Source organism: Parafrankia sp. BMG5.11 (assembly GCF_004337455.1).
Genome location: NZ_SJXI01000048.1, coordinates 37,709 through 64,329 on the forward strand (window position 1 = coordinate 37,709; position 26,621 = coordinate 64,329).

Genomic DNA, 26,621 nt, shown 5'->3' on the forward strand with positions numbered 1-26,621 from the left:
CAGACACCATGACTGGCCAGGTTCCGTTTTCCGTGCCGCCGGTCGGCGGCCGTCCCGCGCGGCGCTCCGCGGCCGTCGTGGCCGCCTCCGCTGCTGTACTGGTCGCCGTGCTGGCCGGCTGCGGCGGTTCCTCCGGGACGTCCACGGCGGACGCCACCCAGGCCGGCGCCACACCCGGGCAGGGCGGCGGCCAGCCAGGAACGGAGGCTCCCGCGTCCGGGCTCATCGCGGAGGTCGACTCCGGCACCATTCAGGTGCAGAGCCAGCAGTCCGGGCAGATCGCGGTGAAGTACGGCGAGAGCACCACGTTCACCGAGACAACGTCCGCGGCGCTCAGCGACGTCAAGGAAGGCGTGTGCGTCACCGCGGCGAACATGCCGGCGGACGGCGCCCGGCCGGCGGGCGGGCAGGTGTCGGGTGCGCCGGCCGGCGGGTCCGGCGCGCAACCCTCGGCGCGGCCCACCGCCATGCCCACGTCCTTCACCGCGACGACGGTAATGATCAGCCAGCCGACCGACGGTTCCTGCGCCGGGCCGAACGCCGCGGCGCGGCCCACCGGCCAGCCCCAGCCGAGTGGCCAGCCGCAGACCCGCCCCAGCGGCGGCCCGGACGGGCCGGGCGGTCAGAACGGGCAGGGTGCACCTGGCGGGCAGGGCGGCTTCGGTGGCGGCGGCTTCGGTGGTCGGGCAACCGGCAAGGTGACCTCGGTGTCCGGCTCCACGATCACCATCTCGGGCACCGATTTCGGCACCGACAAGGCCGTCACCTACACGGTGCTGGTCGACGGCGACACCAGGTACACGCAGTCGGTCGCGGCGACGTCGACCGGGCTGGCTGTCGGGAAGTGCGCGGTCGCGAACGGCGACACCGACGACACCGGCACCGTCACGGCCACCCGGATCGCGCTGAGCGAGGCCACGAACGGCGCCTGCGCCACCGGCTTCGGCGGGGGCTTCGGTGGCCGGGGCTCTGGCGCGGGTGGCAGCGGATCCGGCGGAACGGGCACCACGAATGGCTGACGCGACACAGCGGGCGGACGAGACCGCGCCAGCGGACGGGGCCCCCCGGGCCGGTGGGACCTTCCGGGCTGGTGGGACCTCGGGGGCTGGCGGCGGTTCGCGGCCGGCGCCGCGCCGGCCGCGCCGGCCCCGCAAGGCTGTCGTCGGCGGGGTCGCGGCGCTGGTGCTCGTCGGGGCGGGCGTCGGCGCGGGTCTCGCGGTCACCGCTGACGACGGGCCGTCCCACCGGCTCGCCGCCGCGACCACCTCGTCGGTCACCCAGACGCTGACCTCGGTCGGGACGCTGAGCACGGTCGACACGGCGACGCTCTCCTTCCCGGTCGGCGGAACGGTGACCGGGGTGCCGGTGCAGATCGGTGATCAGGTCAGCGCCGGGCAGGTCCTGGCGAACCTGGACCCGACCGCGCTACAGAGCGCGCTCAACACCGCGAACCAGAACCTGGCGAACGCGCGGCTCACACTGACCGACGACGCGTCCGGCCAGACGTCCACGGGAGGCGGGCAGGGCGCCACCGCGGCTGTGGCGTCCGCGTCGTCGAGCGCGGCGGGGCCATCGGGCTCCACGATCGGCCTGCTCGCGAACGCCTCGTCAGGGTCCTCGGGCACCGGCGCCGGGACCTTCGGCGTCCAACTGGCCAGCGCCTCCGCCGACGGATCCACGAAGCCGAGCGCGCTCGACACCGCTGTCACCACGGCTCAGCAGGAGGTCGTCGCCGCCCAGTCGGCGCTCGACGGCGTCCTGACCGACCTCGGCGCCGATCTCGGCTCGCTAACCGCCCAGGGCGGTGGCTGCGCGGTGACCGGCGGCTCGCCGCCCGAACCGATCTCCTACACGGCCACGCCAACCCCCGCCGACTCCTCGGCCAGGGCCGGGACGATCGGCGGCACGGTCGGTGACAAGGACACGGTGACCCTGACCAGGAACGGCACGGTGATCGCGACCCGGACTGGTCCCTACACGTTCAGGGGTCTCGACACCGGCGCCGTGTACACCGTCACGATCCAGCAGGCCGGCCTGGTCGGCACCATCGACGTCACGCGGTGCCAGAGCGCGATCAGCGGTCTCATCACCCGGTTCGGCGACGCGTCCAGCGCGTCGGGGGAGTCGAACCTGGCGGCCCTGGCGTCCCGGCTGGCCTCGGCGAAGGTCAACCTCGACACGGCGGTCGCCGCCCTGCACAGCGCCGGCGGCGTACCGGCCGGGCCTGAGGTCACTCCGTCGACCGGCCCGCAGCCCGGTGGGACGACCAGTCCGGTCACCGGTGGGACGGTCGCGCCGAGCCAGGGCGGCTCAGGCCTGGGAAGCCACCCCTCGACCGCGCCGTCCACGAAGCCGACCGTGACCGCCACCCCCCGGCCGAGTCCCAGTTCATCGGACGGCGGCTCGTCGCGCGGTGAGTCGTCAGGCGACGGCTCATCCGGCTCCGGCTCGTCGAGTGGATCCGATGCCCGGCCCACCCCGGCTCCGTCCGAGTCCGATCGTGCCGGCTCGGCGGGTTCCGGTTCCGGCGCGGGCGGCGGCGGCTTGGCCGGTTCCGGTTCCGGCGGCGGCTCGGGTGCCGGCACGGCGGGTGGTTCGGGCGGTGGGGCGATGACAACACGCGCGGCCCAGCCCGCCACCGCCGAACAGCTCGCCGCGGACCAGGCCGCCATCGACGCGGCCGTCGCGCAGGTCGCCGTGGCCCAGCAGAACCTGAACGGGGCCACGCTCACCAGCCCCATCAGCGGGACGGTGGCCGCCATCTCGCTAGCCCCCGGTGCCACCGTGGGCGCGTTCTCGACCAGTGGCACCATCACGGTGCTCGGGGACGGCGACAAGCAGATCACCACCACGGTCCCCCTGTCCGCCGTGGACACCGTCAAGGTGTCGAATCCGGCGACCGTCACCGTGGACGGGGTCAAGGAGCCGCTGACCGGCACCGTTTCGTCGATCGGCGCTCTGAACAGCACCACCGGCTCGACCACGACCTATCCCGTCAGGATCGTTCTGAAGCCGACGAGCACCCGGCTCTTCGACGGCACCGGCGCCACCGTGTCGATCACGGTGAAGGAGGTCAAGGACGTCCTGACCGTGCCGACGTCCGCCGTGCACCGGGTCGGACAGCTGGCCACGGTCACCGCGCTGAAGGACGGGAAGGCGACGGCGGTCCGGGTGGAGACCGGCGCGGTGGGCCCCGAGCGCACCGAGGTGATCTCGGGACTCCAGCCCGGTGACCAGGTCGTCCTCGCGGACATCAACGCCGACCTGCCCTCAGGCGGTTCGGCCCGGTCCTCCACCAGCGGCGGGCTGTTCGGCAACGGCAACGGCAACGGCGGCGGCGGTGGGCTCCTCGGCGGCGGTGGCACGGGCGGTGGCCCCGGGGGCGGCTTCGTCGGCGGTTTCGGTGGCGGCTCCGGTGGCGCTGGTGGCGGTGCCGGCGGGGGTGGCGGCCAGCGCTGACCGCCACCCGTAAAACCTCCGTTGACACCCTCGGTCCCGTGTCACTACGTTTCCGCTCACAACGGCCGTTCCATATACGGAACGGCACTGGAAGGAGCGGGCTGATGGCTGACGGCACCGACCGGCAGGGCAGGCAGGAGAAGCCCCGACAGTTCTTCTTCGACGTCAACGAGATGACCGGCCGCACGAACGTCGAGATCATGGGGGATTCCGAGGAGGCCGAGAAGTATTTCGACTTGTTCGGGCGGGATCTCGTCACCAAGGTCATTCTCCAGTCGCCGGCACTGTCCGTCTTCCATGAGTCGGCCAAGCCGGGTGAGCGGGTCAAGCCCCATCGTCACGGCACTCACCAGATGAATTACGTCCTCAGCGGGGAGCTGATTTTCGGCCGGCGGCGGGTGGGGCCCGGAATGGGATTCTTCACGCCCGACATGCTCTACTCGTGGCGGGCCGGGGAGGAAGGCGCCGAATGGCTCGAGATCCACGCCGGCCAGCCCGGCATCTTCGTGGAGCAACGGGATCTCTGACGGGCCTGCCCGCCACCGCGGAGGCGTTCGCGGTCCGCTGGGCGCCTGTGCCGCTCCGGAGCCACCGACCAAGTGAAGGACGTCGATTATGACCGGGTTATTCGAAGGCAAGGCCGCTCTCATCACCGGCGCCGGCTCCGGAATGGGCCGAGCCATCACCCTGCGACTCGTCGGGCAGGGCGCCTCGGTGCTCGCCCTGGACATCGACGCCGACCGGCTCGTCGAGACGAAAGCCCTCGCGGCAAAGGCCCTCGAGACGGCCCGAGTGGCGGGCACGGTGTCCGTCCGCCAGGCCGACGTCAGCGACCCTGGCGCATGCGCCGAGGCGGTGGCCGCCTGCGTGGCGGAGTTCGGGAAACTGGACGTGCTGGGCAACGTCGCCGGCATCTACCTCGCCGAGCACACCACCAAGGTCACCGTCGAGCAGTACCGCCGCGTGATGGCCGTCAACCTCGACGCCTGTTTCTTCCTGGCCCAGGCCGCCATCCCGCACCTGCTGGAGACGGGTGGCAACATTGTCAACATCGCGTCCAACGCCGGGCTCCAGGGCGTGCCTTACTCTGCGGCCTATTCCATGAGCAAGGGCGGTGTGGTTGCGCTGACCCGGTCGCTGGCCGTCGAGTTCCTGAAGACGCCGCTGCGGGTCAACGCCATCGCCCCGGCGGGCACCAACACCAACATCGCGACCTCGGGATCGTTCCCGTCCGGCATGGACCCCGACCTCGCCCGGCGGATGGCGGGCCTGCGCGGCCTGGCCGAGCCGGAGGAGATCGCCGCCCTGTTCTCGTTCCTCGCCTCCGCCGACGCCCGCTCGGTGACCGGCGCCGTCTACACCGTCGACAACGGCCTCACCGTCAGCTGACCGCCCAGCCGCCACCCGCCGCCGGCGGCCGGTTCGACTGCCGGCGGCGGGTCGCTGAAAGTTGTGGCCGGCCGGCCCCGTGACCTCGCCCTCGCCGCCGGCGCGTGGGCGCGTATGCCGCTGCGGATCCCGATGATCCGCGCGGCCCTCCCCGCCCGCCGCGCCGGGTGACGTCCGGGACGTCCTTTCACCGCACCGCGGTGTGCGGCCTCAGCGCGCGGCCTCATCCCCAGCCCGGGCGGCCGCCTGCTCGTTCCCGTGCGCGCGTAGCGGGGGGATCACCTCGTCGAGCAGACGGTGGACTATGCGGTCGGGGTCGCCGGTGCCTGGCGCGGGCATGAAGATGAAGTGCCGGGCGCCGGCGTCGACGAAGTCGCGGAGCTTGCTGGTGACCTCCTCCGCCGTCCCGGCCGCCGCCACGCTGTCGACCATGGTCTTGAAGTCCTGGTTGTAGGTGCCGCCCATCGTGCGCGCGGCCTCCTCGCGTGCTCGGTCGCCGTCGGGGTCGACGTTGACGAACACGAACGCGTACCACTCGAATCCGCTCAGATCACGTCCGGCGTCGGCCGCGGCCTGACGGATGGTCCGCGCCGAGGCCGCGTAGCGGCGGGGCGAGTACAGGTAGGGCATCCAGCCGTCACCGAGCAGCGCGGCGCGGCGCATCGCCGGCTCCTTCCGGCCGGCGACGATGACGGGCGGGCCGCCGGGCTGGGCCGGCGCCGGGTGGATCCGGACGTCCGTCATCGGGTAGAACGGCCCGTCGTGGGAGATCGTCTGGGCTGTCCAGAGCCGCCGGAGCAGGCCGATGGCCTCGTCGGTGCGCCGCCCGCGTTCCCGGACCGGAACCTGGCAGGCGCTGAACTCCTGCGGGTACTCGCCGCCGATGCCCACGCCGAGGACGAGCCGCCCGCCGGTGGCCCGGTCCAGGTCGGCGACCTGCTTGGCCACGATCGCCGGTGCGTACAGGGGGAGGAGCAGGATCGCCGTCCCGATGCGTACCCGTTCGGTCACCGCTGACAGGCGGGCCAGGCTCATCATCGCCTCGCCCGACGGGTTCCGGGAGGCGACGTGCCCGCCCGTCCACAGCGAGTCGATCGGCAGGTCCTCCAGCGCGGCGGCCCGTTTCAGATCGGCCCCGGCGACGAACCCGACCGAGATCACGCCGTCCTGTGCGGCCATCCGAACACCTCCGCGGCTCGCGCCGCCCCCGCCGCGCGCACTGGCGGGAGTCGGCTGGCCGAGCGTGCGGCAGACCGCCCGCCGCAGGCAACCGACCCGAGCGCGCGGCCCGCCGCCCGCGACCTCGGCACGGTATGAATTTCATGCCGGGAAGCGCGCATGGTGAACCCCTTTTGTTCTCGCGGTCACAAGGCCCTCCGGCTGTTTCCGGCAGCCCGTTCGTAGGAATTCTGCGGTAGCTCCGTCCCGGCCCTCCGGCTCGATGGTCTGGCGCGGCTCAGCCTTTTACTGATGGTGTCTCATCTCATCCCGGGAACCGCCTGCAAGTGACGCGGCGCGACATTGGTCGACACGTTCCGAAGCGTAGTATTTCGCGAGCCCTTGCGCTTCCTCCCGACGTCATCCGGCGCCGGGAAAGCGTGTATCCGTCGGCCGGAAACGGGAAGGAAGGGACTCGTGGGGGAGCGGGAGGCAGTACCCGCCGCGGGAGCATCCACCGCGGGCGTGCGCTACCACCACCTGGACGCGCTGCGCGGTGTCATCATGCTGATCGGCGTCTTCGTCCACGTGGCCACGCTCGGGGACGACCCCGTCTTCGACGGGATAGCGCGGGCCTCCGGCCTCTTCCGGATGGAGGCCTTCTTCGTCATCTCGGGTTTTCTCTCCGCGATGCTCACCGCGAAATACGGGCCCGGGCTCGCCCTCCGGCGCAGGCTGGCGGCGGTGGGCGTGCCGCTGGCGGCGACGCTCGTGCTGTTCAACCCGCCGACACTGTGGCTGATCTCCCGCTTCCACAACCGTAGCGACATCTCGTTCGCCGACTTCCTGCGAGCCTGCATGGCTCCCGCGTTCGAAGGCCGGTTGAACTGGTACCTGCACCTGTGGTTCCTGCTGGTGCTCCTCGGGTACGCGCTCCTCACACCCGCGGCGGTGAAGCTGCTGAGCAGGTTCGTCTCCACCCGGTGCTATCAACAGGCCACCGCGGGGCGGCTCCGTGCCATGACGGCGATCACGCTTCTCGTGCTGGGCACGATGGCGGCCGGCAGGATCGGCTGGGGCGAGGCCATCCGGCCCGTCATCGGGTCGGGATTTCATACGGACCTGGTCCGCCGCACCCTGGAGTTCCTGCCGTTCTTCCTACTCGGTCTCCTGCTGTTTCTGGACAGGGGCCGGCTCGTGCCGTCATTCCAGCGGCCCGCGCCGGTTCTTCTCTCGGTGTCGGGGCTCGTCCTGCTGGCGTCGTGGCACGGGTGGGTGGACACGCTCGCGATGGGCACCGGCCGGGTGCTGGCCGAGACGATGTTCGCCATTCCGGTGATCGCGACGATTTTCGCCGCGGCCAGTCGGTGGGGGTCGCGCCCGAGTCCCGCCCTGCGTTATCTGGCGGAAGCCTCGTACTCGGTCTACCTGCTGCATTTCTTCTGGATCTACGTGTTCGCGACCCTGCTCGGTTTCGATCCCGGTCTCGGCTCGGCACGGATGCTGCTGCTGGTCGTCGCCACCTACGCGGCCACCTTCGCGACCCACCATCTCGTGATTCTCCGGTTCCCGCTCCTCCGGCGAATCTTCAACGGCAGGTTCCCGTCGAAGGCCCGCCCCGGGTCGGAGCCGCCCGTGGCCGTGCCGCCGGCTCCGCCCGTGGCGGTACCGGCGGCTCCGCCGGTTCTCACCTCGACGCGTGGCGGGTGCGCCGCTGGTTGGGCACGGCCGCGGGCCGGGAGCGCCTCAGAGGATCCGAGCCAGGCGGGCTCGCCGGCCCAGCCGACACGGGCATCCCCGGCACCGCGCTGTACGTCCGGTGCCCGCCCGGCGCGGCACCCGCGGCGGCGCCCGGCACCGAGCCCATCGGGGACGGTGAGCCCATCGGGGACGCCGAGTCCGCCGGGCGCGTAGGCCGTCCCCCGGGGCGTGCCGCGGGCCGGGAGAGGAACCCTCCCAGCCAGGACGGCGCCGCCGCCGACTTGAGGGCGAGCGCGGGCGATTCGACGAGGTGCCAGCTGGCGACCGCGACCGCCCCGGAGAGGCCGATCGAGGCGACGATGTTGACGGTGACGTTGTCGTCGCCGACGCCGAGCTCGAGCAGGAGGAGCTGCAGCGGCCACGAGTAGACGTAGATGCCGTAGGAGAGGTCCCGCCGGCTCCCGACCCGCATGAGACGACGTCCGGTGCCCGCCCACAGCAGGAAGTAGGCCAGCGGCGCGGGCGCGAGGGGCAGGTAGGCGGCGGGAGCCGCGAGGGCGATGGCGAGCAGGCAGCAGCTCGCGGCGAGCAGCGGCCGGTTCAGCGGGATGCGGTCGGCGTAGAGGAACATCACCGCGCCGACGAGGAACATCGAGGCGAAGCGGAGCGCGTAGGCGTCGGCGAGGCGGTCCGCGCCGAAGACGGCGTCCGCGGCGGCGAGCACCCAGCAGGCGACGGCCAGGCCGAGGACGGCTGCCCGGCGCCGGCGCAGCAGCCCCACCGCCCCGAGGATCCCGATCATCAGGTAGCACAGCGCCTCGAAGAAGAGGGTGTGCAGGGAGCCGTCGAGCGCGCCGCCGCCGTTGAGGTCGCCGATGTTGAACTGGTGCATCCGCAGCAGGGCGTTGGCTGCGACGTAGGTCAGCGCCGAGTCGGCGCCCGTCCAGGGATAGCCGGCGAGGGTGTCCCGTTCGAGTAGCCACAGCAGCGGTCCGAGGATCACCGCGGTCACGGCGAGGCAGACCCAGAAGCCGGGCAGGATCCGCAGCAGGCGGTGCCACAGGAAACGTCCGGTCGAGCGGGCCCGCTGCCGGCTCCGAGTGATCAGGAAGCCGCTGAGCAGGAAGAATCCGTCCACGGCGACCTCGCCCGCCTCCGGCCCGCCGGTCAGCTTCCCGAGCGGGTCGTCCTCGTCCCGGACGAACCCCCAGGAGTGCGACACCAGCACGGTCGCCGCCAGGACGAGCCTGAGCGCGTTGAGGTTGTTGTGCCGCGGATCGAACGCCTGGCCCAGGGTCCGTGCGCCGGGCGTCGCCAGCCATCCCCACGGTCCCTGCGGCGCCCAGGGCCATCCGTGCCGCTTCCTGCGGTGGCGCGGACCTTCGGGACGGCCCGGGGCGCGGGCCGAGCTGGCGTGCGTCACGTCTGGTGTCCTCTCGAGGCCTCGGCCCAGCCGCGCCCGTGGACGGCGTTCCCGACGCCACCGCATCCAGAGGACTACCCTCCGCACCCATCTCGGGCAGGCGTCGCACGCGCGGGTGCGGCCATCTCCGTCAGAGGTACGCCTACCCCCGGACCAGCCCCCCACAAAAGGCGCGACTGTCCGATCCGACACAGCCGTCGCTGCTCAGGGCGCCTGAGGCGCCGCCGCCCGAGTTGCCGGAGGCACGGCTGTCCCGGTCGTCTCACCAGGACACTCGACGGCGGTCCGCTCGCCCGCCGCCGGGTCCCGCGACCCGACCAGGACGTCGTGGCCGCGCGCGGCGAGCTGGCGGGCGATCTCCCGGCCGAGGCCACGATTGGCCCCGGTCACCAGCGCCAGCGGCCGCCGCTCGGCTGTCTTCCGCCAGGTGGTGGCCGCGAAGCGGCGCGACGTTGCCAGGAAGGTCAGTAGCGCCAGGTAACGCTGCCGGGGCCGGGGTCGTCGAACCGGATGACGCCAAACTCCTCGGTGACGTCGAAGACGAGCGTTGTCGTGACGGTGGTGCCAGCGGAGAGCGGTCCGGTGGGGAACATCGCCTCCGAGAAAAGCGGGCAGGCTATTGTGTTGTCCGGCCCCACCGCGGAGAACATGAACCAGTCCGGCGCAACGTAGTCTCCGGTCACCTCGGCAGAGACATCCGCGACGAGATAGACGCCATTTTTTGGCTTCGGCGGGTATTCACTGCCTGGTGCGGTGGGCTGTTCACGCACATTCTCGACCGTGAGCGTGATAGCTGTGGGCTGCTCGCAGCCCAGTATCTTGTACTGGACGACGACAGTGTCACCCGCGGCAACAACGGGGTCGATCCCGTCCGGTGAACGCTGAGCCGCCTCGGTTCCCGGACTCGCCGGGCCAGCGGATTCAGGGCAGTCGGCCGGACTGGCGGCGCCCACACCACCCGCCGACAGATCCACGCTCGGTCCGTAATTCTCTTCATCCGTGAACGGAGCGTTTAGCTCGCGGACGACGTCATGGGCCACTTCATCGCTGTCGGTGCCGCCGCGGACCACCGCGACCGTACTCAACGCGACGGCGACACCGGACAGGACCGCGACGGCGACCAGCAGCCAGCCCTGCCATCGCGGCGACGACGAGGGCTGCGGCGGCGGTGGATACCAGCCGTAGGCGGGCCACGGAGCGACTGGAACATGGAGTGGAGTTCCCGTCGGCCTCGCGCCAGGTGCGGGCACCCCCCACCCCGCCGCCTGGTCCGCCGGGGAACTGCCAGATCCGGGGGCTGGGTTCTCAGTTGGTCGCGAGTCCTCCGCCGATGAAGAGGGCGATGGCGACCCATGCGCGGGAGGTATGGCCGCGGACGGGGAAGCGGCCTCCGGTCGTTCTCCTGATGGTTTCCCGCCGTCTTCCGCCACGCCCCGCCCTTCGCCCTGGATCCTCGGATCTCCGAACACCCGGCTGGTTGAACGGCTCACGCTAGCGGATTGAATGATAATCCGCGCGGCACCGCCTCGCCGGGCCCGGATTGGTTCACTCCTCGTCGTGGACGACGGCGACGGGGCAGGCGGCGTGCAGGATGGACTGGTGGCTGACCGAGCCGAGCAGCAGGTCGGCGAAGCCGCCCCGGCCGCGGCGGCCGACCACCAGGAGCTGCGCGTCGGCGGCCTCGCGCAGCAGGGCCGAGGTGGGCGCCTCCGCGGTGACGACCGTGTCGACAACGACCTCGCTGGCGTGGTGCAGGCCCTTCGCCACGGTCTCGTCCAGCATCGTCTGCGCCCGTCGCAGCAGATCCGACTGCCCGCTTATGACCAGCCCGGGGTACAGCGGCTCGGTGCGGCCCACGGCGTGGACGACCCGCAGCGGGGCCTGGCGCAGGGCGGCGGCCCGGGCAGCCCAGCGCAGGGCGCCGACCGAGTTCCGTGAGCCGTCGACGCCGACCACCACCGGTCGCCGGTCGGGGCGGGGCGCCCGGTCGGTCGAGCCCCGGACGACGACGACGGGGATGCGGGCATGGTTGACCGCGCCCTGCGCGACCGAGCCCGCCAGCACCCGGTGCACCGGGCCGTGACCGTGCGACCCGACCACTACCATCTCGGCCCCGGTCCAGTTCTTCTCCAGCGCGACCAGCGGCGGTGCCTCGACGACCAGGCGGCTCACGTCGACGTCGCCCGCGCCGACGCGCTCGACGGCCTGCTCGAGCGCCTCGGTTGCCGCGGTCTCGAGGGTCTCGTGATCGGCCCGGACGACGCGGCGGAAAACCTCTCGCGGCAGCCCGTCGCTGCCCCACGCCAGCAGCGCGGTGACGGGCCGGGCGCGCAGCCGCGCCTCGCGTAACGCCCACCGCAGCGCGTCTTCCGAACCTGTTGAACCGTCCACGCCGACGAGAATTGTCCTGTCCACGTCCAGTACCGCCTGTCTTCATCGGTTGCCGGCCCGAAAGCGACCGCCTCGAATCTCGCATCGCGGGCGGAGACGGACATCGGCCGTCCGGCAGGCGGTTTTCGGTTCGTCGGCCAGGTCTCGCCGGGACCATAGGCCCGCGGTCCGGATCACGCACTTTCCCGGGTCGGTAGGAAGACGGCCATCTCCAGGCCGCCTTCGGGCCGGGACACGGCCCGGACCGAGCCGCCGTGGGCGCGGACGATCGAGGCGACAATCGACAGGCCGAGCCCGGCACCGGGCTGGGCGCCGGGCTCGGCCCCCCGCGATCCCCGCCCGGCCTGGCTGAACGGTTCGAAAAGGTCGACGGCCGAGGACGAAGGCACTGGGGGACCGGTGTTGGCGACCCACAGCACCGGATCCCTGCCGTCGCGCACCCATACCGTCCCGCCGCGTCGGTTGTACTTGATCGCGTTGTCGACCAGGTTGGAGACCATCCGCTCCAGCAGCACCCGGTCGCCCCACACGAGATCGGGCGGCCGAGCGGAACGGTCGTGGCCGGTACGCTCCCACCGCAGGTCCACCCCGGCCTCGGCGGCGACCGCCCGGTGCGTGTCGACGACCGTCTCGACGACCTCGTCAAGGCACACCACCTGGCGGACCGCGAGGCCACGGTCGCTGCGCGCCAGCACCAGCAGCCCTTCGATGAGTGCCTCGATGCGCACGTTCATCGTCAACAGGCGGGTGCCGAGCTCGCGCAACGCCGGTTCGGCCCCGGGGCGGCCCATCGCGACCTCGACGAGGGTGCGCTGAGCAGCCAGCGGGGTGCGCAGCTCGTGCGAAGCGTTGGCCACGAACCGGCGCTGGCTGTCGAAGGACGCGGCCAGCCGGTCGAGCATCTCGTCGAACGTGTCGGCGAGCTCGGTCAGCTCGTCGCGTGGCCCGCGCAACCGGATCCGCGCATCAAGATTGTCCGCCCCGAGCCGGCGGGCCGTCGCGACCACCGCCTGCACCGGGCGCAACGTCCGGTCGGCCACCACCCACCCCAGCAGCAAAGCCAGGATCAGCGTGGCCCCGATCGCCACCCCTGACTGCACCAGCAGGGTGTTCAGCACACCCCCGCGGTAGTTGCGGACGGCCCTGACCACGGTCAGCACACCGGTCTCCGGGCCCGAACCGGTCCCGACGGTGCCGGGCAGTCCGGGACCCGACTGTCCGGGCATCGTGACCGTTCCCTCGAAGACATGCGCGGCGGGAGCGGCGGCTGGCGGCAGCGCGGAGCGAACCAGGAGGTAGTTGACGGCCAGCAGCACCACGCCGCTGAGGAGAAACAGGCCACCGCACATCAGCGCGAGCCGGATCCTGACCGACATCGCGACCGGCCGGGGTCTCCTCAGCCCTTCATGCGGTACCCGACCCCGGCGACCGTCTCGATCAGCGGGGGCGGCCCCAGCTTGCGGCGCAACGTCATCACCGCCATCCGCACGGCGTTGGTGAAGGGGTCGACGTTGGAATCCCAAGCCTTCTCCAGGAGCTCCTCGGCGCTGACCACGGACCCGTCGGCCCGCATGAGGACCTCCAGGACGGCGAACTCCTTGCGGGAGAGCGGGACGAAACGGCCGTCCCGCGACACCTGGTGCCTCGGCACGTCCAACTCGACGCCGGCGCGGGTCAGGACCGGCGGCACCGCGGCACGGGCCCGTCGACCCAGTGCCTGAACCCGGGCGACGAGCTCGGCGAACGCGAACGGCTTGGTCAGATAGTCGTCGGCCCCCACCCCGAACCCGTGGACCCGGTCGGCGATGTCCCCGGCGGCGGTCAGCATGATGACCCGGGTGTCGCCGCCGGCGGCCACCACGGCCCGGCACACGTCGTCGCCGTGCACCGCGGGTAGATCCCGGTCGAGCACGATCACGTCGTAGGGATGGAGCGCGGCCAGTTCCAGGGCGCTGGCCCCGTCCCCGCAGGTGTCCACCGCCATGGCCCGCTGGCGGAGGCCCTCGGCGATGGCCTCGGCCAGCATCGCCTCGTCCTCGACCACCAGGATCCGCACGCGACCGCCTCTCCGCTCACGTCGATCATCGGCGGTGGGCCATAAAGAAAGAGTAAGGGGTGACACTTACGGAACCCAGATCGCCCGGTCACTAGATCTGGTCGTGGCCGGCGGATCCGCGGCGGCCATGACACGGAGGTGGCTCATGAGACGACGATGGTCCGCACGCGTTCTGATCGGGACGGCGATCGTGTTGGCGGTCGGTGCGAGCGGCACCGCGCTGGCGATGGCCGCCCAGCCCGCTGACCCGACCGAGCCCGGCACGTCGTCCGGTGCTCCCGCCCTCCCGCCGGACGACTCCTTCACCCGGTGCCTCGTGGCGAACGGGGCCCAGGTGCACACCGACCCGACGGTGGACGGCCGACGCTCGGTGCGGGTGACGCTCGACCCGGCGCACCAGTCTCCGGCGCTGGACGCCTGCCAGCGGTTCGCACCCGCCCCCGGCACCATCGGCGGCGGCCCGGCCCCGATCCAGCCGTTGACCGCGGAACAGAACGCGACGGTGACGGAGTGTCTGCGGGCCGAGGGAGTGGCCTTCCCCGCTCCCGGGACCACCCAGGTGCTGGGCCTGCCGCCGGCGGACGAGCCGATCCCTCCGGGCTCCGCCCCCGCCGCCCCTGCTCCCGGCGCTGGCGCCGGCAGCGGCAGCGGTGCGGCACCGGCCCCCGGTTCCGGAGGCGGCCCCGTCCTGGTGCCCGGTCCGGTGGTCAGCGGAGGTCCGGGCGGGTACGGCGGCCTGGTGATCAGCAGGGAAGCGGGTGCCGGTGGCGAAGCGGCACCCGGCGGCCCCGACGTGCTCGGTGACGCACCTGACGTGCCCGGTCTGCCCGGTGACGCGCCTGGCGGACCCGGCGCGCCCGGTGACGCGCCTGACTCGAAGGTTCTCGGCGCGCTCGGCCGGTGCGCACAGGCCGCCGGCCTGCCCGGTCTCGCCCTGGAGACGCACTCGGCGGACAGGACCACCACAGTGGTGGCGATGGCGGTCGAGCCCCGCTCGTAGGCAGGACAGCGCTCCTCGGTCGCGTCAGGCGGGCGCGGCAGCCGTCGCCCGCCTGACGCGACCACAACCGGCGCCGGCCCGGCCCGGCCCGGCGATCCGGTGCCGGCAAGTCACAGCCCGGCGCTGGTGACCTCGGTGGTGTCCGGGACGCCGGGCCGGACGAGCAGCCCACAGAGGACGGCACCCGCGGCGAAGATCGCTGCCGACCAGGCGAAGGCGGTGGTGTAGCTGTGGACGGCGGCACGGGCGAGCAGGTCGGCGCCGGGTGCCCTGCCGCGGGCGTAGTCACTGGCGGCGGTGGCGGCGATGGTGCTGAGCACGGCGATGCCGATGGACCCGCCGATCTGCTGCGCGGTGTTGACGGTCGCCGAGGCCACCCCGGCGTCGTCGGGCTCGACACCCGCCGTGGCGGTGCTCATGGCCGGCGCCATCGCCAGCCCCAGCCCGACTCCGGCGATGACGAGGGCGGGCAGGATGTCGGCCAGGTAGGTGCTGTGGACCTCGAGCGTGGTGAGCCACAGCATGCCGCCCGCGGCGGTGAGCATGCCGAGGCCTATCAGCGGCCGTGGACCGACCCGGGGGAACAGGACACTGGTCGCCACGGTGGCGGTGATCATCACCGCGCCGACGATCGGGAGGAACGCCAGCCCGGTACGGATGGGCGAGAATCCGAGGTTCTGCTGGAGGTAGTAGGTCAGGAAGAGAAAGATCCCGAACACGCCGACGCCGACGACGAAGACCGTCAGGTAGGCGCCGGCGCGATTGCGGTCGAGCAGGACCCGCATCGGGAGCAGGGGATGCGTGACCTTTGTCTCCAGGGCCACGAACAGCGCCAGCAGTGCGGCTCCGGTGAGGAGCAGGGCCCAGGTGCCCGGAGCGGACCAGGAATGGGTCTGCGCGTTGGCGAAGCCGTAGACCAGGCTGAACAGGCCGGCGCAGACAGCAAGAGTACCGGGCAGGTCGAGGGCCGGATGTCCGTCGACGCTCTGGCGGCGAATCAGGCCGGCCGCACCGGCCATCGCCACCGCGGCGAAGACCAGGTTGACGTACAGGCACCAGCGCCAGTCGAGGTATTCGGTGAGGACTCCACCGAGCAGCAGGCCGACCGCACCGCCCGCGCCGGCGATCGCACCGTAGATGCCGAACGCCCGGGCGCGTTCCCGCGTTTCGGTGAAGGTCGTCGACAACAGGGACAGGCCGGCGGGCGCCAGCAGCGCGCCGAACATGCCCTGGCTGGCACGGGCGGCGACCAGCATGCCGAAATTGACGGCCGCCCCGCCGACGGCGGAGGCCGCGGCGAAGCCTGCCAACCCGGCCAGCAGGGCCATCCTGCGGCCGAACAGGTCGGCGATGCGCCCGCCGAGCAGCAGCAGGCTGCCGAACGCCAGCGCGTAAGCGGTTATGACCCACTGCCTCGCACCGTCGGAGAAACCCAGGTCGCGCTGGGCCGAGGGCATCGCGATGTTGACGATCGTCGTGTCGAGGATGACCATCAGCTGCGCGACCCCGAGAACAGCGAGGATCCACCAGCGCCGAGGATGATCAGGGTTGATCCCGTCGGTGGCCGCGGGCTCCTGGTGTGTTGTGCGGGAGTCGGTGAAGGTCATGGCGACCGCCCTGTCCTATGTGTCGTGCCCGTTCGGAACCCTGCTGACTCTCGGGGTGAGATGGGGCGGGACACCCGGGTGCCCGCGCGGTCAGAACTCGAACACCAGCCGGGCCGGGACCTCGCTGGCCAGAACCTCGTCCATGCAGACGTTGACGTCGTCGAGCTTCCGCCGGGCGGCGATCACCCTCGTCCGTCCGGCCGCGTGCAGCCGGAAGACCTCGGCGAGGTCATTGCGGGTGCCGACGATTGACCCGCGGACACTGATGCCCTTCAGCACGAGGTCGAAGATCGGGATGGACATCGTGCCGTCGGCGGGCAGCGCGACACAGACCAGCCGTCCGCCGCGACGCAGCGAGGCGAACGCCTGCTCGAACGCCCGCGGGGATGCGGCGAGAGCCACCGCGACATCAGCACCGCCGAGCTTCTGGATGGCCTCGACCGGGTCGGTGGACCGCGCGTTCACCACGTGGTCGGCGCCGAGCTCGGTGGCCAGGGCCAGCTTCGGCTCCGTGACGTCGACCCCGACGACGAAACCACCGGCGATGCGGGCGTACTGCAGCGCAAGGTGGCCCAACCCGCCGATGCCGAACACCGCGACGGTCTCGGCCGGGACGACACCGGCGACCTTGATGGCCTTGTAGGTGGTCACCCCGGCGCAGGTCAGCGGCGCGGCGTCGAAGGAGGAGACGCCCGCCGGGACCGGCACGGCGTAGTCCGCGTCGGCGACGGCGTACTCGGCGAACGCACCGTCCACCGTGTAGCCGCTGTTGTGCTGGCCCTCGCACAGTGTCTCCCAGCCGCCGATGCAGTAGCGGCACCGGCCGCAGGCATAGCCCAGCCAGGGGATGGCGACCCGGTCGCCGACGGCACGCCCGGTCACCCCGGCACCGAGGACTTCGACGACTCCCACTCCTTCATGCCCGGGGACGAACGGCGGAGTGGGCTTGACCGGCCAGTCGCCGTGAGCGGCGTGAATGTCGGTGTGGCACAGGCCGCTGGCCTCGATCCGGACCAGGACCTGGCCGGGCCCCGGTGTGGGAACGGGCCGGTCGACGATCTGCAGCGGTGCGCGGAAATCGGTGACAACGGCTGCCTGCATGACGTCCTCAATTCCTCGCGGTGGGGCGTGCTGCCGTCGGCCCCTTGGGAGAGTGTTAAGCATGGAGAAGGGTGGGTCCGTTCGCCCTGGATGGCGCCCGGTCCGTAAGGTCGACGATGCTGTCCGGCCTGCCGGAAACAATGTGTGTCATGACAGCCCTTCTGACCCACTCGCCGGAAAGGTTTTTACCGGCGCATCACCGACCGTGTCTCATGTTTCTCCGTCGGCAAGATCTGCTCATGCCACGTAGGTCCCGGGCCGGGGGGGACGGATGGTCCATGCGGGTGGGTCGAACGGTCACGTACCGCGGAGGTGGCGGGCGCGCAGGAGGCGGGCTCCCACCTGTGCCCGGCGGTCCCGTCCGGACTGGGACCATCCGCCCATAGGTGGCGGGATGTAGCTCACTCGGACGGAAGTCCGGTCCCCGACATGCTGGTGGTCATCCCGATCGAGGAGGACACGATGCCTGTCACCACCGGTACGAAGGCCACTGCCGCGGTCCGCTCGCCCCTGGCCGACCTCAACCGCCACCACCACCCGGGACGCCACAGCCTCGCCGTCGACGTCCTGCTCGCGGTCACCCGGGTCAGCCTCGGCTGGATCTTCCTGTGGGCGTTCCTCGACAAGCTGTTCGGCCTGGGCCACGAGACCCCCTCGGCCCAGTCCTGGGTCAACGGCGGCAGCCCCACCGAGGGCTTCCTGGCCCACGCGGCCGCCGGACCGTTCGCCGGGATCTACCACGACATCGCCGGCGCGGCCTGGGCTGACTGGCTGTTCATGATCGGTCTGGCCGGTATCGGCGCGGCCCTCGTCCTCGGCGTCGGGATGCGCGCCGCCGCCGTCGCGGGTGCCACCCTGCTCGTCCTCATGTGGACCGCGGTTCTTCCCCCGGAAAACAACCCCTTCATGGACGACCACCTCGTCTACGCTCTGGTCCTCGGCCTTCTCGCCGCCTTCGGCGCTGGTCGTTCCTTCGGTCTCGGCGGCTGGTGGGAGCGCACGGCTCTCACCCGTGGCCGGCCCTACCTGATCTGAAGTACTTCGTCCCGTGGCGAGATGGACCCGAGGTGGTCCCGAAAACGCGGCCGCCGGATGGGCCGAACGCGGATCCATCCGGCATCGCCGGGCGGGCTGATTCTTTCTGGAAGGGCGGCGGTTATGCGTGCCGGAGAACTGATGACGCGCAAGCTCAGCATCGTGACACCCGACGTGCCGGTGAAGGACGTCGCGCGGCTGCTCGCACTGCGGGGGGTCGGCGCCGCACCGGTGGTGTCGCCTCAGGGCGAGCTGGTCGGCATCGTGACGGAGGCGGATTTCATCGCGCTGGAGGCTCGGCCTGACTTGAGGCTGCACGCCCGCCGTGACCGCAGTCCGCGGCCGGCCGCACCGGGCACTGTCGGCGAGGTGATGTCGTCGCCGGTCGTCACGGCCGGGGTCGACGCCGACATCGCGGACATCGTCGGCGTCATGCTGGCCGAGCACATCTCGCGTGTGCCGATCCTGGACGAAGCGGGAACGCTGGTCGGCATCATCAGCCGCAGCGATCTGCTCCGGCTGCTCGCCCGCCCGGACCGGCTGGTCGCCGAGGACGTCCGCGGTGCGGTGGAGGCGGCCGGGGTGCGCGGTTCGCCGCGGATCGAGGTGCTGCACGGGCGGGTCCGGATCTCGGACGTCGACACCTCGGATCCCGCGCTGCTGCGGCGACTCGTGCGCGACGTCCCCGGGGTGCTGGGCCTGGAGATCGCCCAACCGGTCGGTGCGGCCGGAGCGAGCGGCAGGGAGGACGAGCTGTGAGCGAGCGTCGGTGGATCGCGTGGTTCAAGGAGATCGGCGCGGACGACGTCGACCAGGCCGGGGGCAAGGGCGCGAACCTCGGAGAGCTGACCCGCGCCGGGCTGCCCGTGCCACCGGGATTCGTGATCACGGTGTCCGCGTACCTGGACGTCGTCGACGCGGCCTGGATGCGCTCGGAGATCGCCGCCCGTGCCGCGGGCATCGACCCTGACGACCACGCGCAGCTCGAACAGGTCGCCGGGGAGTTGCGGGCGCACATCGTCGCGGCGCCCGTCCCGGAGGCGCTGCGCCGCGCGATCTCGGAGGCGTACCGGGAACTGGGCGGCGGCTCGGTGGCGGTGCGGTCGTCGGCGACGGCCGAGGACGCGGCCGGCACGTCCTTCGCGGGCATGAACAGCACGTTCACCAACGTCTCCGGCGAAAAGGAACTCCTCGCGCGGGTTCGTGAATGCTGGGCCTCGCTGTACGGGCCGCGAGCCGTCGCCTACCGGGCCAGCCGCCACATGGTGGCCGAACCGGAGATCGCGGTCGTGGTCCAGCGGATGGTCGACGCGGAGCGGTCGGGCGTGATGTTCTCGGCCGACCCGACGACCGGTGACAGGTCCCGCATCGTGATCGAAGCGGCCTTCGGGCTCGGCGAGGTCGTCGTCGGCGGCGAGGTCATCCCGGACACCTACGTCGTGGACAAGGACGGCCCGCGGCTGGTCGACGTCCGGACCGGCGCGCAGACCCATCAGATCATCCGTGGCGCCGACGGCCACGACCTGCTCGTGAACCTGCTTCCGACGGAGGGACGCCACCGGATTCTCACCGAGGACGAGATACTGGACCTGGCGCGGCTGGCTCTGCGCGTCGAGGCGCACTACGGCGAGCCGCAGGACGTCGAATGGGTGATCGAGGGGCACCGGACACATCTCGTGCAGTCCCGCCCCGTCACGACCGGCGGGGCGGCACCGGTCACGACCGCACCCCGGCCCACGAGAATCGAGTCGTCCGAGAGGACCGGCCCGTCCGAGATGACGGGCAGGAGCGAGCCCTCCGACACCGTGCTGCTCACCGGCCTCGGGGGCGCGCCGGGATGGGCGGCCGGCCGGGTCCGCGTTCTCACCTCACCCGGCGATGGCGCGGCGTTCGTGACCGGGGAGGTCCTGGTCGCCGCGATGACCTCCCCGGACTGGGTGCCCGTCATCCGCCGCGCCGCCGCGGTGGTCACCGACAGCGGCGGGGTGACCTGCCATGCCGCGATCGTCGCCCGCGAGCTGGGCGTGCCCTGCGTGGTCGGGACGAGCAGCGCGACATCCACGCTGCGCACCGGCGACACGGTCGTCGTCGACGGCAGCCGCGGGGTGGTCGAGAAGGATGCGGACATATGGGAGACCCCGCGAGTGCTGGCCAACCCGGGGCGAGCCATGGTGAAGACCATCCCGTCACCCACGGTCGCGATCGAGGTCACGCCCGTCGTCCCGGCGGGCCAGGCGCCGAACCCGGTGGTTCCGGTGGCTGTCGAGCCGACCGCCACCAGGCTCTATGTGAATCTTGCCGTCGCCGACCACGTGGAGCAGGTCGCGGCACTGCCTGTCGCGGGCGTGGGCCTGCTGCGGGCGGAGCTCCTCCTGGTCGACGCGCTTTGTGGGACGCATCCCCGCCATCTGCTGGAGCAGGGCGGCCGCGCGGAGTTCGTGGAACGGATGGCCGCCTCCGTCGAGCGGATCACCCGCGCGTTCGCGCCCCGGCCGGTGATCTACCGGGCGACGGACTTCCGCACCAACGAGTTCCGCGGGCTTACCGGTGGCGACCGTTTCGAACCGGTCGAGGCGAACCCGATGATCGGCTACCGGGGCTGCTTCCGCTACGTCCGTGATCCCGCCGTGTTCGACGCCGAGCTGGAGGTGCTGGCCGTCGTGCGGGAACGCACGCCGAACCTGCACCTGATGATTCCGTTCGTGCGGACCGGCTGGGAGCTCGAGGCCTGCCTGAGGGCGGTGGACGCCAGTCCGCTCGGTGACCATCGGGACATGCTCCGCTGGGTGATGGCCGAGGTGCCCTCGGCCGCCTACTGGATCCCCGCCTACGCCCGGCTCGGGATCGACGGGGTCTCGATCGGCTCCAACGACCTGACCCAGCTCGTGCTCGGTGTCGACCGGGACTCCGAGACCTGCGCCGAGCTGTTCGACGAGGCGGACCCGGCGGTGCTCGACACCATCGCCCGCATCATCACGGCATGCCGGGAGAACGGTCTCACCTCGTCGCTGTGCGGGCAGGCTCCCTCGACCAGGCCCGACTACGCCGAGCGGCTCGTCGAGCTCGGCATCACCTCGGTCTCGGTCGATCCAGACGCGGTGGGTGCCGCGGCGTGGTCGATCGCCGCCGCGGAGCGCCGCATCCTCCTCGACGCGGCCCGGACCGGGATGGCGTCAGGGCGGGGCTGACCTCGGAGGCCAGCGGTGATCGCGGGCCCGGGGAAGCGATGCGAGCGGGGGGATCAGGCCGGCAGCTCCGATCCTTCCGCCCGCCCGGCATCCCTTCCGTCCATGTGCCCTTCCGCCCCGGCTTCCCGCAGGCCGGGGCGAGCCGCCGGGTGCGCGACGTGCTCGATGAGGTCGCGGGCCTGCTGCTCCTGCGCGCTGCCCCACAGCTGCGCGGTGCCGTGCTCGCTGATGACGTGGCTGTGCTGGAAACTTGTGGTCGGCTCGGCCAGCGCCCGGACGACCGTCGACCGGCCGGTCTTGCTGTGCCAGCTGGGCAGGGCGATGATCGCTCGTCCGCCGGTGGCGTGCAGTGCTCCGGTGACGAAGTCGGGCTGCCCGCCGAAGCCCGACCACACGCGCCCGCGTACGAACGAGGCGTTGGCCTGGGCGTGCAGGTCGATCTGCAGCGCGGTGTTGATCGACGTCATCCGGGGCTGGCGGGCGATGGTCCCGGGGTCGTTGACGGTCTCGGTGCGCAGCAGCCGGACCCGGGAGTTGCGGTCGAGCCAGGTGTACAGCTCGCCTGAGCCGAACACGAAGCTGGTGACCAGCTCAGCGTCCGCGGCCAGGGCACCAGAGCGGTCGAGCGCCAGCACGCCGTCGGAGAACATCTCCGTCCACACCCGCAGGCGTCGTCGCCCGGTGAGCGCCGCGAGAGTGGCGTCGGGGACGGCGCCGATGCCCAGCTGCAGGGTCGCGCCGTCGGGCACCAGCGCGGCGACCCGGGCGCCGATCTCGCGGTGGATGTCGCTCGTCTGCCTGAAGACGGGGCTGGCCAGCGGTATGTCGACCTCCAGGGCGAGGTCCACCTCGTCGCAGGAGAGCTCACCGTCACCGAAGGTGTAGGGCATCCGGGAGTTGGTCTGGGCGATGACCAGACCACCGGAGCTCCGGACGGCCTCGACGGCGGCCGGCAGGATGTTGACCTCGGTGCCCATCGACACCTTCCCGTCAACTGGCCGGCTGGTGTGCAGGATGACGGCGTCGGGGCGGTGCGCGCTGGTGAACAGCCGGGGGACCATGCTCAGCCGGCAGGGCAGGTACTCCAGCGCGCGGTGTCCCCGCATCCCGGGGCCGACGAACGGCGTCACCGGCGTTACACCGGGCCGTTCCGGGACGCCGTGCTGGGCGTTGAGGACGAATAGACGGTACGCGGGCAGCGCGCGGTCGAGCGCGCCCACCGCGACGGTCGGAGCGGCGAAGTTGCCCGCCGCGACGATCAGTGGCGGTCGGTCCGGTCGGTCCGCCAGCCGAGCGGCGAGCAGGTCCACGAGCACTGGCTCACTCACGATCCGCATGTCCGCATCGTCCCGGGTGCCCCGAGCGGCCCGGCCGGCGGGTCGGTCGGCCGTGGTGGTCCAGGGACGTCCGTTCCCCGCCAGGAGTCCTTGGTCATGTCCGGTGCAGTACGGAAAGGCCGGATCTGCTGGGCGTGAAGGGGAAGACGTGTTGTGTACGGATTTTCCGGAGGCCGGTGGGGAGGGCTGAGATGACCGAGATCGTCGTCGGTGTGGATGCTTCGGCCACGTCGGTGTCCGCCCTGCGCTGGGCGCTGACGGAGGCCCGTCTGCGCCGCATCGGGGTGCGGGCGGTCCTGGCCTGGTCCGGGGGTGGCCTTCCGGCGGCCCTCGGTCCCGTGGGGGTGCCGTCCACACCCGCGGATCTCGAGGCGGCCGCCGCGGCCATGCTCCACCGGGCCGTCGTGGAGGCCGTCGACGGCCTTGCCGCGGGCGACCGGGTCAGGGTGACGGAGTCGACCGTGCGGGATCTTCCCGCGCGCGCCCTGGTCAGGGAATCCACCGCGGCACGGATGCTGGTCGTGGGGGCGTCGGCGGCGAGCCGTCACCGCCGGGCGGCCACCGGTTCGCTGGCCGAGGTGTGTGTCCGAGAGGCCCGGGTCCCGGTGGTGATCACCCATCACGACGCCACTCCCGGTTCGACCGGCCGTGTGTTCGCCGCCCCGCTGGAGCGGATGGCTCCGGACGCCGGTTCCGCCGTCGCCGTGGCCTCCCGGGACCGACTGCCGGTGCTGGTCGGGGTGGACGGTTCCGCTCCCTCGCTGGCAGCGGTTCGCTGGGCGACGCGGGACGCGTGCCTGCGGGGGGTGCCGTTGGTGATGGCGAACGTCCGCCCGCACTGGCCGCGGGTCCCCGGCAGTTTCCCGGGGAGCTGGCGGGCCAGCCGCGACGGCCGGATCACCGAGGAGATCCTGGACTACTGCGCCGCCGAGAGCCGGCGGGCCTGCGCCGAGGTCACGCTGCTCCCACTCGCCGTCGACGGCGTGCCGGCCGCGAGTCTGCTCAGGCTCGCACGGGATGCGCAGATCCTGGTCGTCGGAGGCAGGGATGCCTCGATGTTCAGCCCTCGGCCGCTGCGGGCGCCCGGCCGGGACGCCGTGATCCACGCTCCCTGCCCGGTGGTGATCGTCCGGCCGGAGCGGACCGGGTGCACCACCCCCGGGGGCTGCGCCGACGAAGGAGGTAACGATCATGACTGCCGTTCGTTTCGAGGTTCCGAAGGTCACGGCCAGGCGGATTCCCACGCGGCCCGCCGAGCTGGCAGTCGAGGCGGCCGGCCCGCCCCCTGCCGGGGGCGCGGCCACGGAGCCGCTTCCCGTGGCGGTACGGCGCTCACCCGTCGACCTGACGGCGGTGGCGGTCGTCGGTGAGATCGCCGTCGGCGCCGTGGCCGTCGCGTGGCAGCTGGCGCGCCGGCAGCCGGCGCCGCACGCCAACGTCCAGATGGGTCCCGGCGGCTGGGTCAGCCTGCGGGGCGGTCGGGTCCGGCTGACCGGCCACGGCCGCCGGGCCGGGCACCGCGGGCAGGATCACCACTGGTCACATCTCGGCGTCGGTGCCGCGCCGCGCCGCCGTCACACCTGCCGGCGCCACCGGATGGCCGGTCAGGCCCGCCGGCTGTCCTGGCGGCCGCCGACCGGGAGGTCGTAGCCATGAACCGACTGACGCAGAGCCCGCCGGCACGACGTGGGATGGGCCGTCGACGGGTCGGGACACTGGCGCTGGCGGCCGGTGTGCTGGCGCTCGGGCTGGCAGGCTGCGGCGGAGCGGACGACGGGGGCACCGCCGGGCGAACCGCCTCGGCACCACCGGTGACCACGACCGCCGGCACACCGTCGGCGAGCGTCGCAGCCAGGCCCACCGGGTCGCCCCGCGGCGGCCCGGCGCCGACGCCGGCGACGCCGTCCCGCCTGCCCACGACCCCGGGCGAACCCGCGTGGTCGAGTGAGCCGCGCCGCGTCGAGCATGCGCTGCCCGGCACGGCGACGGTCGTCGCGGTGCGCGGCGCGCACAACGTCGCCGGCGGGCTGGAGTTCGACCGGCTGGTGATCGAGTTCCGGGATCGCGTTCCCGGCTACGACGTGCGGTACGTGGCCGATGTGCGATCGCCGGGAGAGGGTGCGGTGGTCCCGCTGCGCGGACAGGCGTTCCTCGAACTGGTGCTGTTCCCCGCGGCGGCCCACGACGACGCCGGGACGTCGACGCTGACCACCCCGCGGACCGGTGGTGGGCTGCCCGCGCTCGTCCAGTACCGGCTGACCGGTGACTACGAGGGCTACGTCCACTTCGGCCTCGGCGTCGACGACAGGGTCGGCTTCCGGGTGCTCGAACTGTCGGATCCGGCCCGTCTGGTGATCGACCTCGCGGCCTGAGCGCCGCGTCCCCGGCCGGCCGTCGCGGTGGCGGGCGGCCGCGCCGGGGTGAGGCCGCCCGCCTGAGGGAGGTGGCACATGACAAAGGGCGAGATCGTGGTCGGGCTCGACGGATCACCGGAGGCCGAACAGGCCCTGCGTTGGGCCGTGCGCGAGGCCGGCCTGCGGCAGACGGGGGTGCGCGCGGTCCTGGCCTGGGCCGCGGCCGGCCCGGCCTCGGACGGGTCGCGGCCGCCGCCGGCGACCTCCCCCGAGCACCCGCGGTGGACGGCGCAGTGGATCGTCAACGACGTCCTGGGACGGGTGCGCGGGGACGAGCCGGCGGCCCGCATCGTCGGCCGGACCGTCTTCGGGCCCGCGGTGCGGATGCTGCTGGCGGAGTCGGCGGGCGCGGACATGTTTGTCCTCGGCGCCCATGGAACCGGTCGGACCGCGCCGATGCTGACCGGGTCGGTCAGTCTCGCCTGCGCGCACGGCGCGGAGGTCCCGGTGGTCGTGGTCCGAGGCTCCGCCGCCAGGTGGGAGGGCGGACCGGTCGTCGTCGGCGTGGACGGTTCGCCGGCCTCCCTCGACGCGCTCGACTGGGCGGTGCGCGAGGCGGAGCTGCGGGCGGCCCGGCTGCGGGTCGTCCACGTGTGGACCCCGCCCCCGACGTCGGCCGACGGCCCTCCGCCCGGTGCCGACGCGCTTCACCGCGCCGCCCGCGGCGTGCTCGACGAGGCCGTGCGCCCGTATCTCGCCCGTGCCCGCGCGGGCACGGGCGTGGAACCCGTGCTGATCAGCAGCGGGGTGAGTCGTGCGCTGATCGACGAGGCCGCGCGGGCACAGCTGCTCGTGCTGGGAGCACGGGGCCGGGGTGGTTTCGACGGGCTCCTGCTCGGCTCCACCGGTTCGCAGTGCGTCTCCTACGCGGACAGCCCGGTCGTCATCGTGCGCCGTTCCGCCCAGCCGCGGAGCCCGACGGACCCGTCGTCGGGCGGTCCGGCGGGTCAGTGAACGGGCGAGAAGTACGAGCCCGGATCGTTGAGCGGCATCCCGGCGCGGTCGTAGACCGACGTGCCGAGGGCCCGTAGCCGCTCCGACGACGCGCGGAGATGATGCGCGCAGAGGAGGATCTCCTGCTCCGGCCGCCCGTCCTGGGCCGGCACCACCACCTGTGCGACAGGCGCGCTCGGGCAGCAGCACGAGCGTGCGGCCGGTCCGATCGGTGGGCGCGGGCTGGCCGCCGGCCCGGGCGGGGTGGCCTGGGCGGCGGGGATCATGTCTGTTCGTGGTGACCGGGAGGAGCGCCTGCCCCCGAGGAGACTCATGTCACCAAGATGCCCTTCCGGCCCGTGCCGGACGACCGACTGAGGTCCCGTCCGGGTGGGCCGCTCCGCCTGCCGTGCGCGCCCGGCGGCGCCA

The 26,621-nt window shown here is 72.5% G+C and carries 23 protein-coding genes and 1 pseudogene; 13 read left to right on the forward strand and 11 right to left on the reverse strand.

The window, feature by feature from the left end; all coding sequences use genetic code 11:
• Positions 1–8: 8 nt before the first annotated feature.
• From E0504_RS29800 to E0504_RS29815, 4 genes are all read left to right on the forward strand, one after another.
• Complete coding sequence (locus E0504_RS29800; RefSeq protein ID WP_235014910.1) at positions 9–1,019, forward strand: DUF5666 domain-containing protein; 1,011 nt, start codon at positions 9–11, stop codon at positions 1,017–1,019.
• Positions 1,012–3,459: an HlyD family efflux transporter periplasmic adaptor subunit gene (locus E0504_RS29805; protein ID WP_131626241.1), complete on the forward strand. Its 2,448-nt coding sequence runs from the start codon at positions 1,012–1,014 to the stop codon at positions 3,457–3,459. The genes E0504_RS29800 and E0504_RS29805 overlap by 8 nt, the downstream gene beginning before the upstream one ends.
• Before the next feature lie 104 nt (positions 3,460–3,563).
• Positions 3,564–3,986: a cupin domain-containing protein gene (locus E0504_RS29810; RefSeq protein WP_112108909.1), complete on the forward strand. Its 423-nt coding sequence runs from the start codon at positions 3,564–3,566 to the stop codon at positions 3,984–3,986.
• A gap of 88 nt (positions 3,987–4,074) precedes the next feature.
• Positions 4,075–4,848 carry an SDR family NAD(P)-dependent oxidoreductase gene (locus E0504_RS29815; protein ID WP_112108910.1) on the forward strand — a complete coding sequence of 258 codons (774 nt, stop codon included), beginning with the start codon at positions 4,075–4,077 and terminating at the stop codon, positions 4,846–4,848.
• Positions 4,849–5,058: 210 nt separating this feature from the next.
• Here E0504_RS29815 and E0504_RS29825 read toward each other — a convergent pair whose 3' ends face one another.
• Positions 5,059–6,027, reverse strand: a complete 969-nt coding sequence (locus E0504_RS29825; RefSeq protein WP_112108911.1) for an LLM class flavin-dependent oxidoreductase — start codon at positions 6,025–6,027, stop codon at positions 5,059–5,061.
• Positions 6,028–6,483: 456 nt separating this feature from the next.
• Between E0504_RS29825 and mdoC the strand changes: the two genes are divergently transcribed.
• Positions 6,484–7,920: a glucans biosynthesis protein MdoC gene (gene mdoC, locus E0504_RS29830; RefSeq protein WP_131626242.1), complete on the forward strand. Its 1,437-nt coding sequence runs from the start codon at positions 6,484–6,486 to the stop codon at positions 7,918–7,920.
• Between the two features lie 124 nt (positions 7,921–8,044).
• On the opposite strand, the pseudogene E0504_RS29835 reads toward mdoC, so the two are convergent.
• From E0504_RS29835 to E0504_RS29860, 6 genes and pseudogenes are all read right to left on the reverse strand, one after another.
• A pseudogene (locus E0504_RS29835) lies at positions 8,045–9,196 on the reverse strand (acyltransferase family protein); the annotation flags it as partial.
• 138 nt (positions 9,197–9,334) lie between these two features.
• Positions 9,335–9,520, reverse strand: a complete 186-nt coding sequence (locus tag E0504_RS29840; RefSeq protein ID WP_235014911.1) for an SDR family NAD(P)-dependent oxidoreductase — start codon at positions 9,518–9,520, stop codon at positions 9,335–9,337.
• Between the two features lie 74 nt (positions 9,521–9,594).
• A complete protein-coding gene (locus E0504_RS29845) occupies positions 9,595–10,215 on the reverse strand; it encodes a hypothetical protein (RefSeq protein ID WP_131626243.1) in 621 nt (206 codons plus the stop codon).
• A gap of 460 nt (positions 10,216–10,675) precedes the next feature.
• Positions 10,676–11,545: a universal stress protein gene (locus E0504_RS29850; protein ID WP_112108915.1), complete on the reverse strand. Its 870-nt coding sequence runs from the start codon at positions 11,543–11,545 to the stop codon at positions 10,676–10,678.
• A 149-nt stretch (positions 11,546–11,694) separates the two neighbouring features.
• Complete coding sequence (locus E0504_RS29855) at positions 11,695–12,897, reverse strand: HAMP domain-containing sensor histidine kinase (protein WP_112108916.1); 1,203 nt, start codon at positions 12,895–12,897, stop codon at positions 11,695–11,697.
• A gap of 20 nt (positions 12,898–12,917) precedes the next feature.
• Complete coding sequence (locus E0504_RS29860; RefSeq protein WP_112108917.1) at positions 12,918–13,577, reverse strand: response regulator transcription factor; 660 nt, start codon at positions 13,575–13,577, stop codon at positions 12,918–12,920.
• A gap of 145 nt (positions 13,578–13,722) precedes the next feature.
• On the opposite strand from E0504_RS29860, the gene E0504_RS29865 reads away from it, so the two are divergent.
• Positions 13,723–14,577 (forward strand): hypothetical protein, encoded by an 855-nt coding sequence (locus E0504_RS29865; protein WP_131626244.1) that lies wholly within the window; start codon positions 13,723–13,725, stop codon positions 14,575–14,577.
• 110 nt (positions 14,578–14,687) lie between these two features.
• Here E0504_RS29865 and E0504_RS29870 read toward each other — a convergent pair whose 3' ends face one another.
• Positions 14,688–16,184 carry an MFS transporter gene (locus E0504_RS29870; RefSeq protein ID WP_131626245.1) on the reverse strand — a complete coding sequence of 499 codons (1,497 nt, stop codon included), beginning with the start codon at positions 16,182–16,184 and terminating at the stop codon, positions 14,688–14,690.
• Positions 16,185–16,274: 90 nt separating this feature from the next.
• On the reverse strand, positions 16,275–17,285 hold the full coding sequence (locus E0504_RS29875; protein ID WP_112108920.1) for a zinc-dependent alcohol dehydrogenase: 1,011 nt from the start codon (positions 17,283–17,285) through the stop codon (positions 16,275–16,277).
• Positions 17,286–17,714: 429 nt separating this feature from the next.
• Between E0504_RS29875 and E0504_RS29880 the strand changes: the two genes are divergently transcribed.
• The 3 genes from E0504_RS29880 to ppsA all read left to right on the forward strand — a co-directional run bounded on the left by E0504_RS29880 (position 17,715) and on the right by ppsA (position 21,508).
• Positions 17,715–18,320, forward strand: a complete 606-nt coding sequence (locus E0504_RS29880; protein ID WP_112108921.1) for a DoxX family protein — start codon at positions 17,715–17,717, stop codon at positions 18,318–18,320.
• Between the two features lie 141 nt (positions 18,321–18,461).
• Positions 18,462–19,079 (forward strand): CBS domain-containing protein, encoded by a 618-nt coding sequence (locus E0504_RS29885; RefSeq protein WP_235014912.1) that lies wholly within the window; start codon positions 18,462–18,464, stop codon positions 19,077–19,079.
• Positions 19,076–21,508, forward strand: a complete 2,433-nt coding sequence (gene ppsA, locus E0504_RS29890; RefSeq protein WP_131626246.1) for a phosphoenolpyruvate synthase — start codon at positions 19,076–19,078, stop codon at positions 21,506–21,508. Before E0504_RS29885 ends, ppsA begins: the two co-directional genes overlap by 4 nt.
• A 53-nt stretch (positions 21,509–21,561) precedes the next feature.
• Here ppsA and E0504_RS29895 read toward each other — a convergent pair whose 3' ends face one another.
• Positions 21,562–22,845 (reverse strand): acetyl-CoA hydrolase/transferase family protein, encoded by a 1,284-nt coding sequence (locus E0504_RS29895; RefSeq protein WP_112108924.1) that lies wholly within the window; start codon positions 22,843–22,845, stop codon positions 21,562–21,564.
• 191 nt (positions 22,846–23,036) lie between these two features.
• Here E0504_RS29895 and E0504_RS29900 point away from each other — a divergent pair, with 191 nt between their 5' ends.
• From E0504_RS29900 to E0504_RS29915, 4 genes are all read left to right on the forward strand, one after another.
• On the forward strand, positions 23,037–24,215 hold the full coding sequence (locus tag E0504_RS29900; protein WP_112108925.1) for a universal stress protein: 1,179 nt from the start codon (positions 23,037–23,039) through the stop codon (positions 24,213–24,215).
• Positions 24,163–24,495: a hypothetical protein gene (locus E0504_RS29905; RefSeq protein WP_131626247.1), complete on the forward strand. Its 333-nt coding sequence runs from the start codon at positions 24,163–24,165 to the stop codon at positions 24,493–24,495. Before E0504_RS29900 ends, E0504_RS29905 begins: the two co-directional genes overlap by 53 nt.
• Before the next feature lie 2 nt (positions 24,496–24,497).
• On the forward strand, positions 24,498–25,217 hold the full coding sequence (locus E0504_RS29910) for a hypothetical protein (protein ID WP_112108927.1): 720 nt from the start codon (positions 24,498–24,500) through the stop codon (positions 25,215–25,217).
• Positions 25,218–25,295: 78 nt separating this feature from the next.
• Positions 25,296–26,213, forward strand: a complete 918-nt coding sequence (locus E0504_RS29915; protein ID WP_112108928.1) for a universal stress protein — start codon at positions 25,296–25,298, stop codon at positions 26,211–26,213.
• Here E0504_RS29915 and E0504_RS29920 read toward each other — a convergent pair.
• Complete coding sequence (locus E0504_RS29920; RefSeq protein ID WP_112108929.1) at positions 26,207–26,479, reverse strand: hypothetical protein; 273 nt, start codon at positions 26,477–26,479, stop codon at positions 26,207–26,209. The two genes, E0504_RS29915 and E0504_RS29920, sit on opposite strands and share 7 nt — an antisense overlap.
• Positions 26,480–26,621 lie beyond the last annotated feature (142 nt).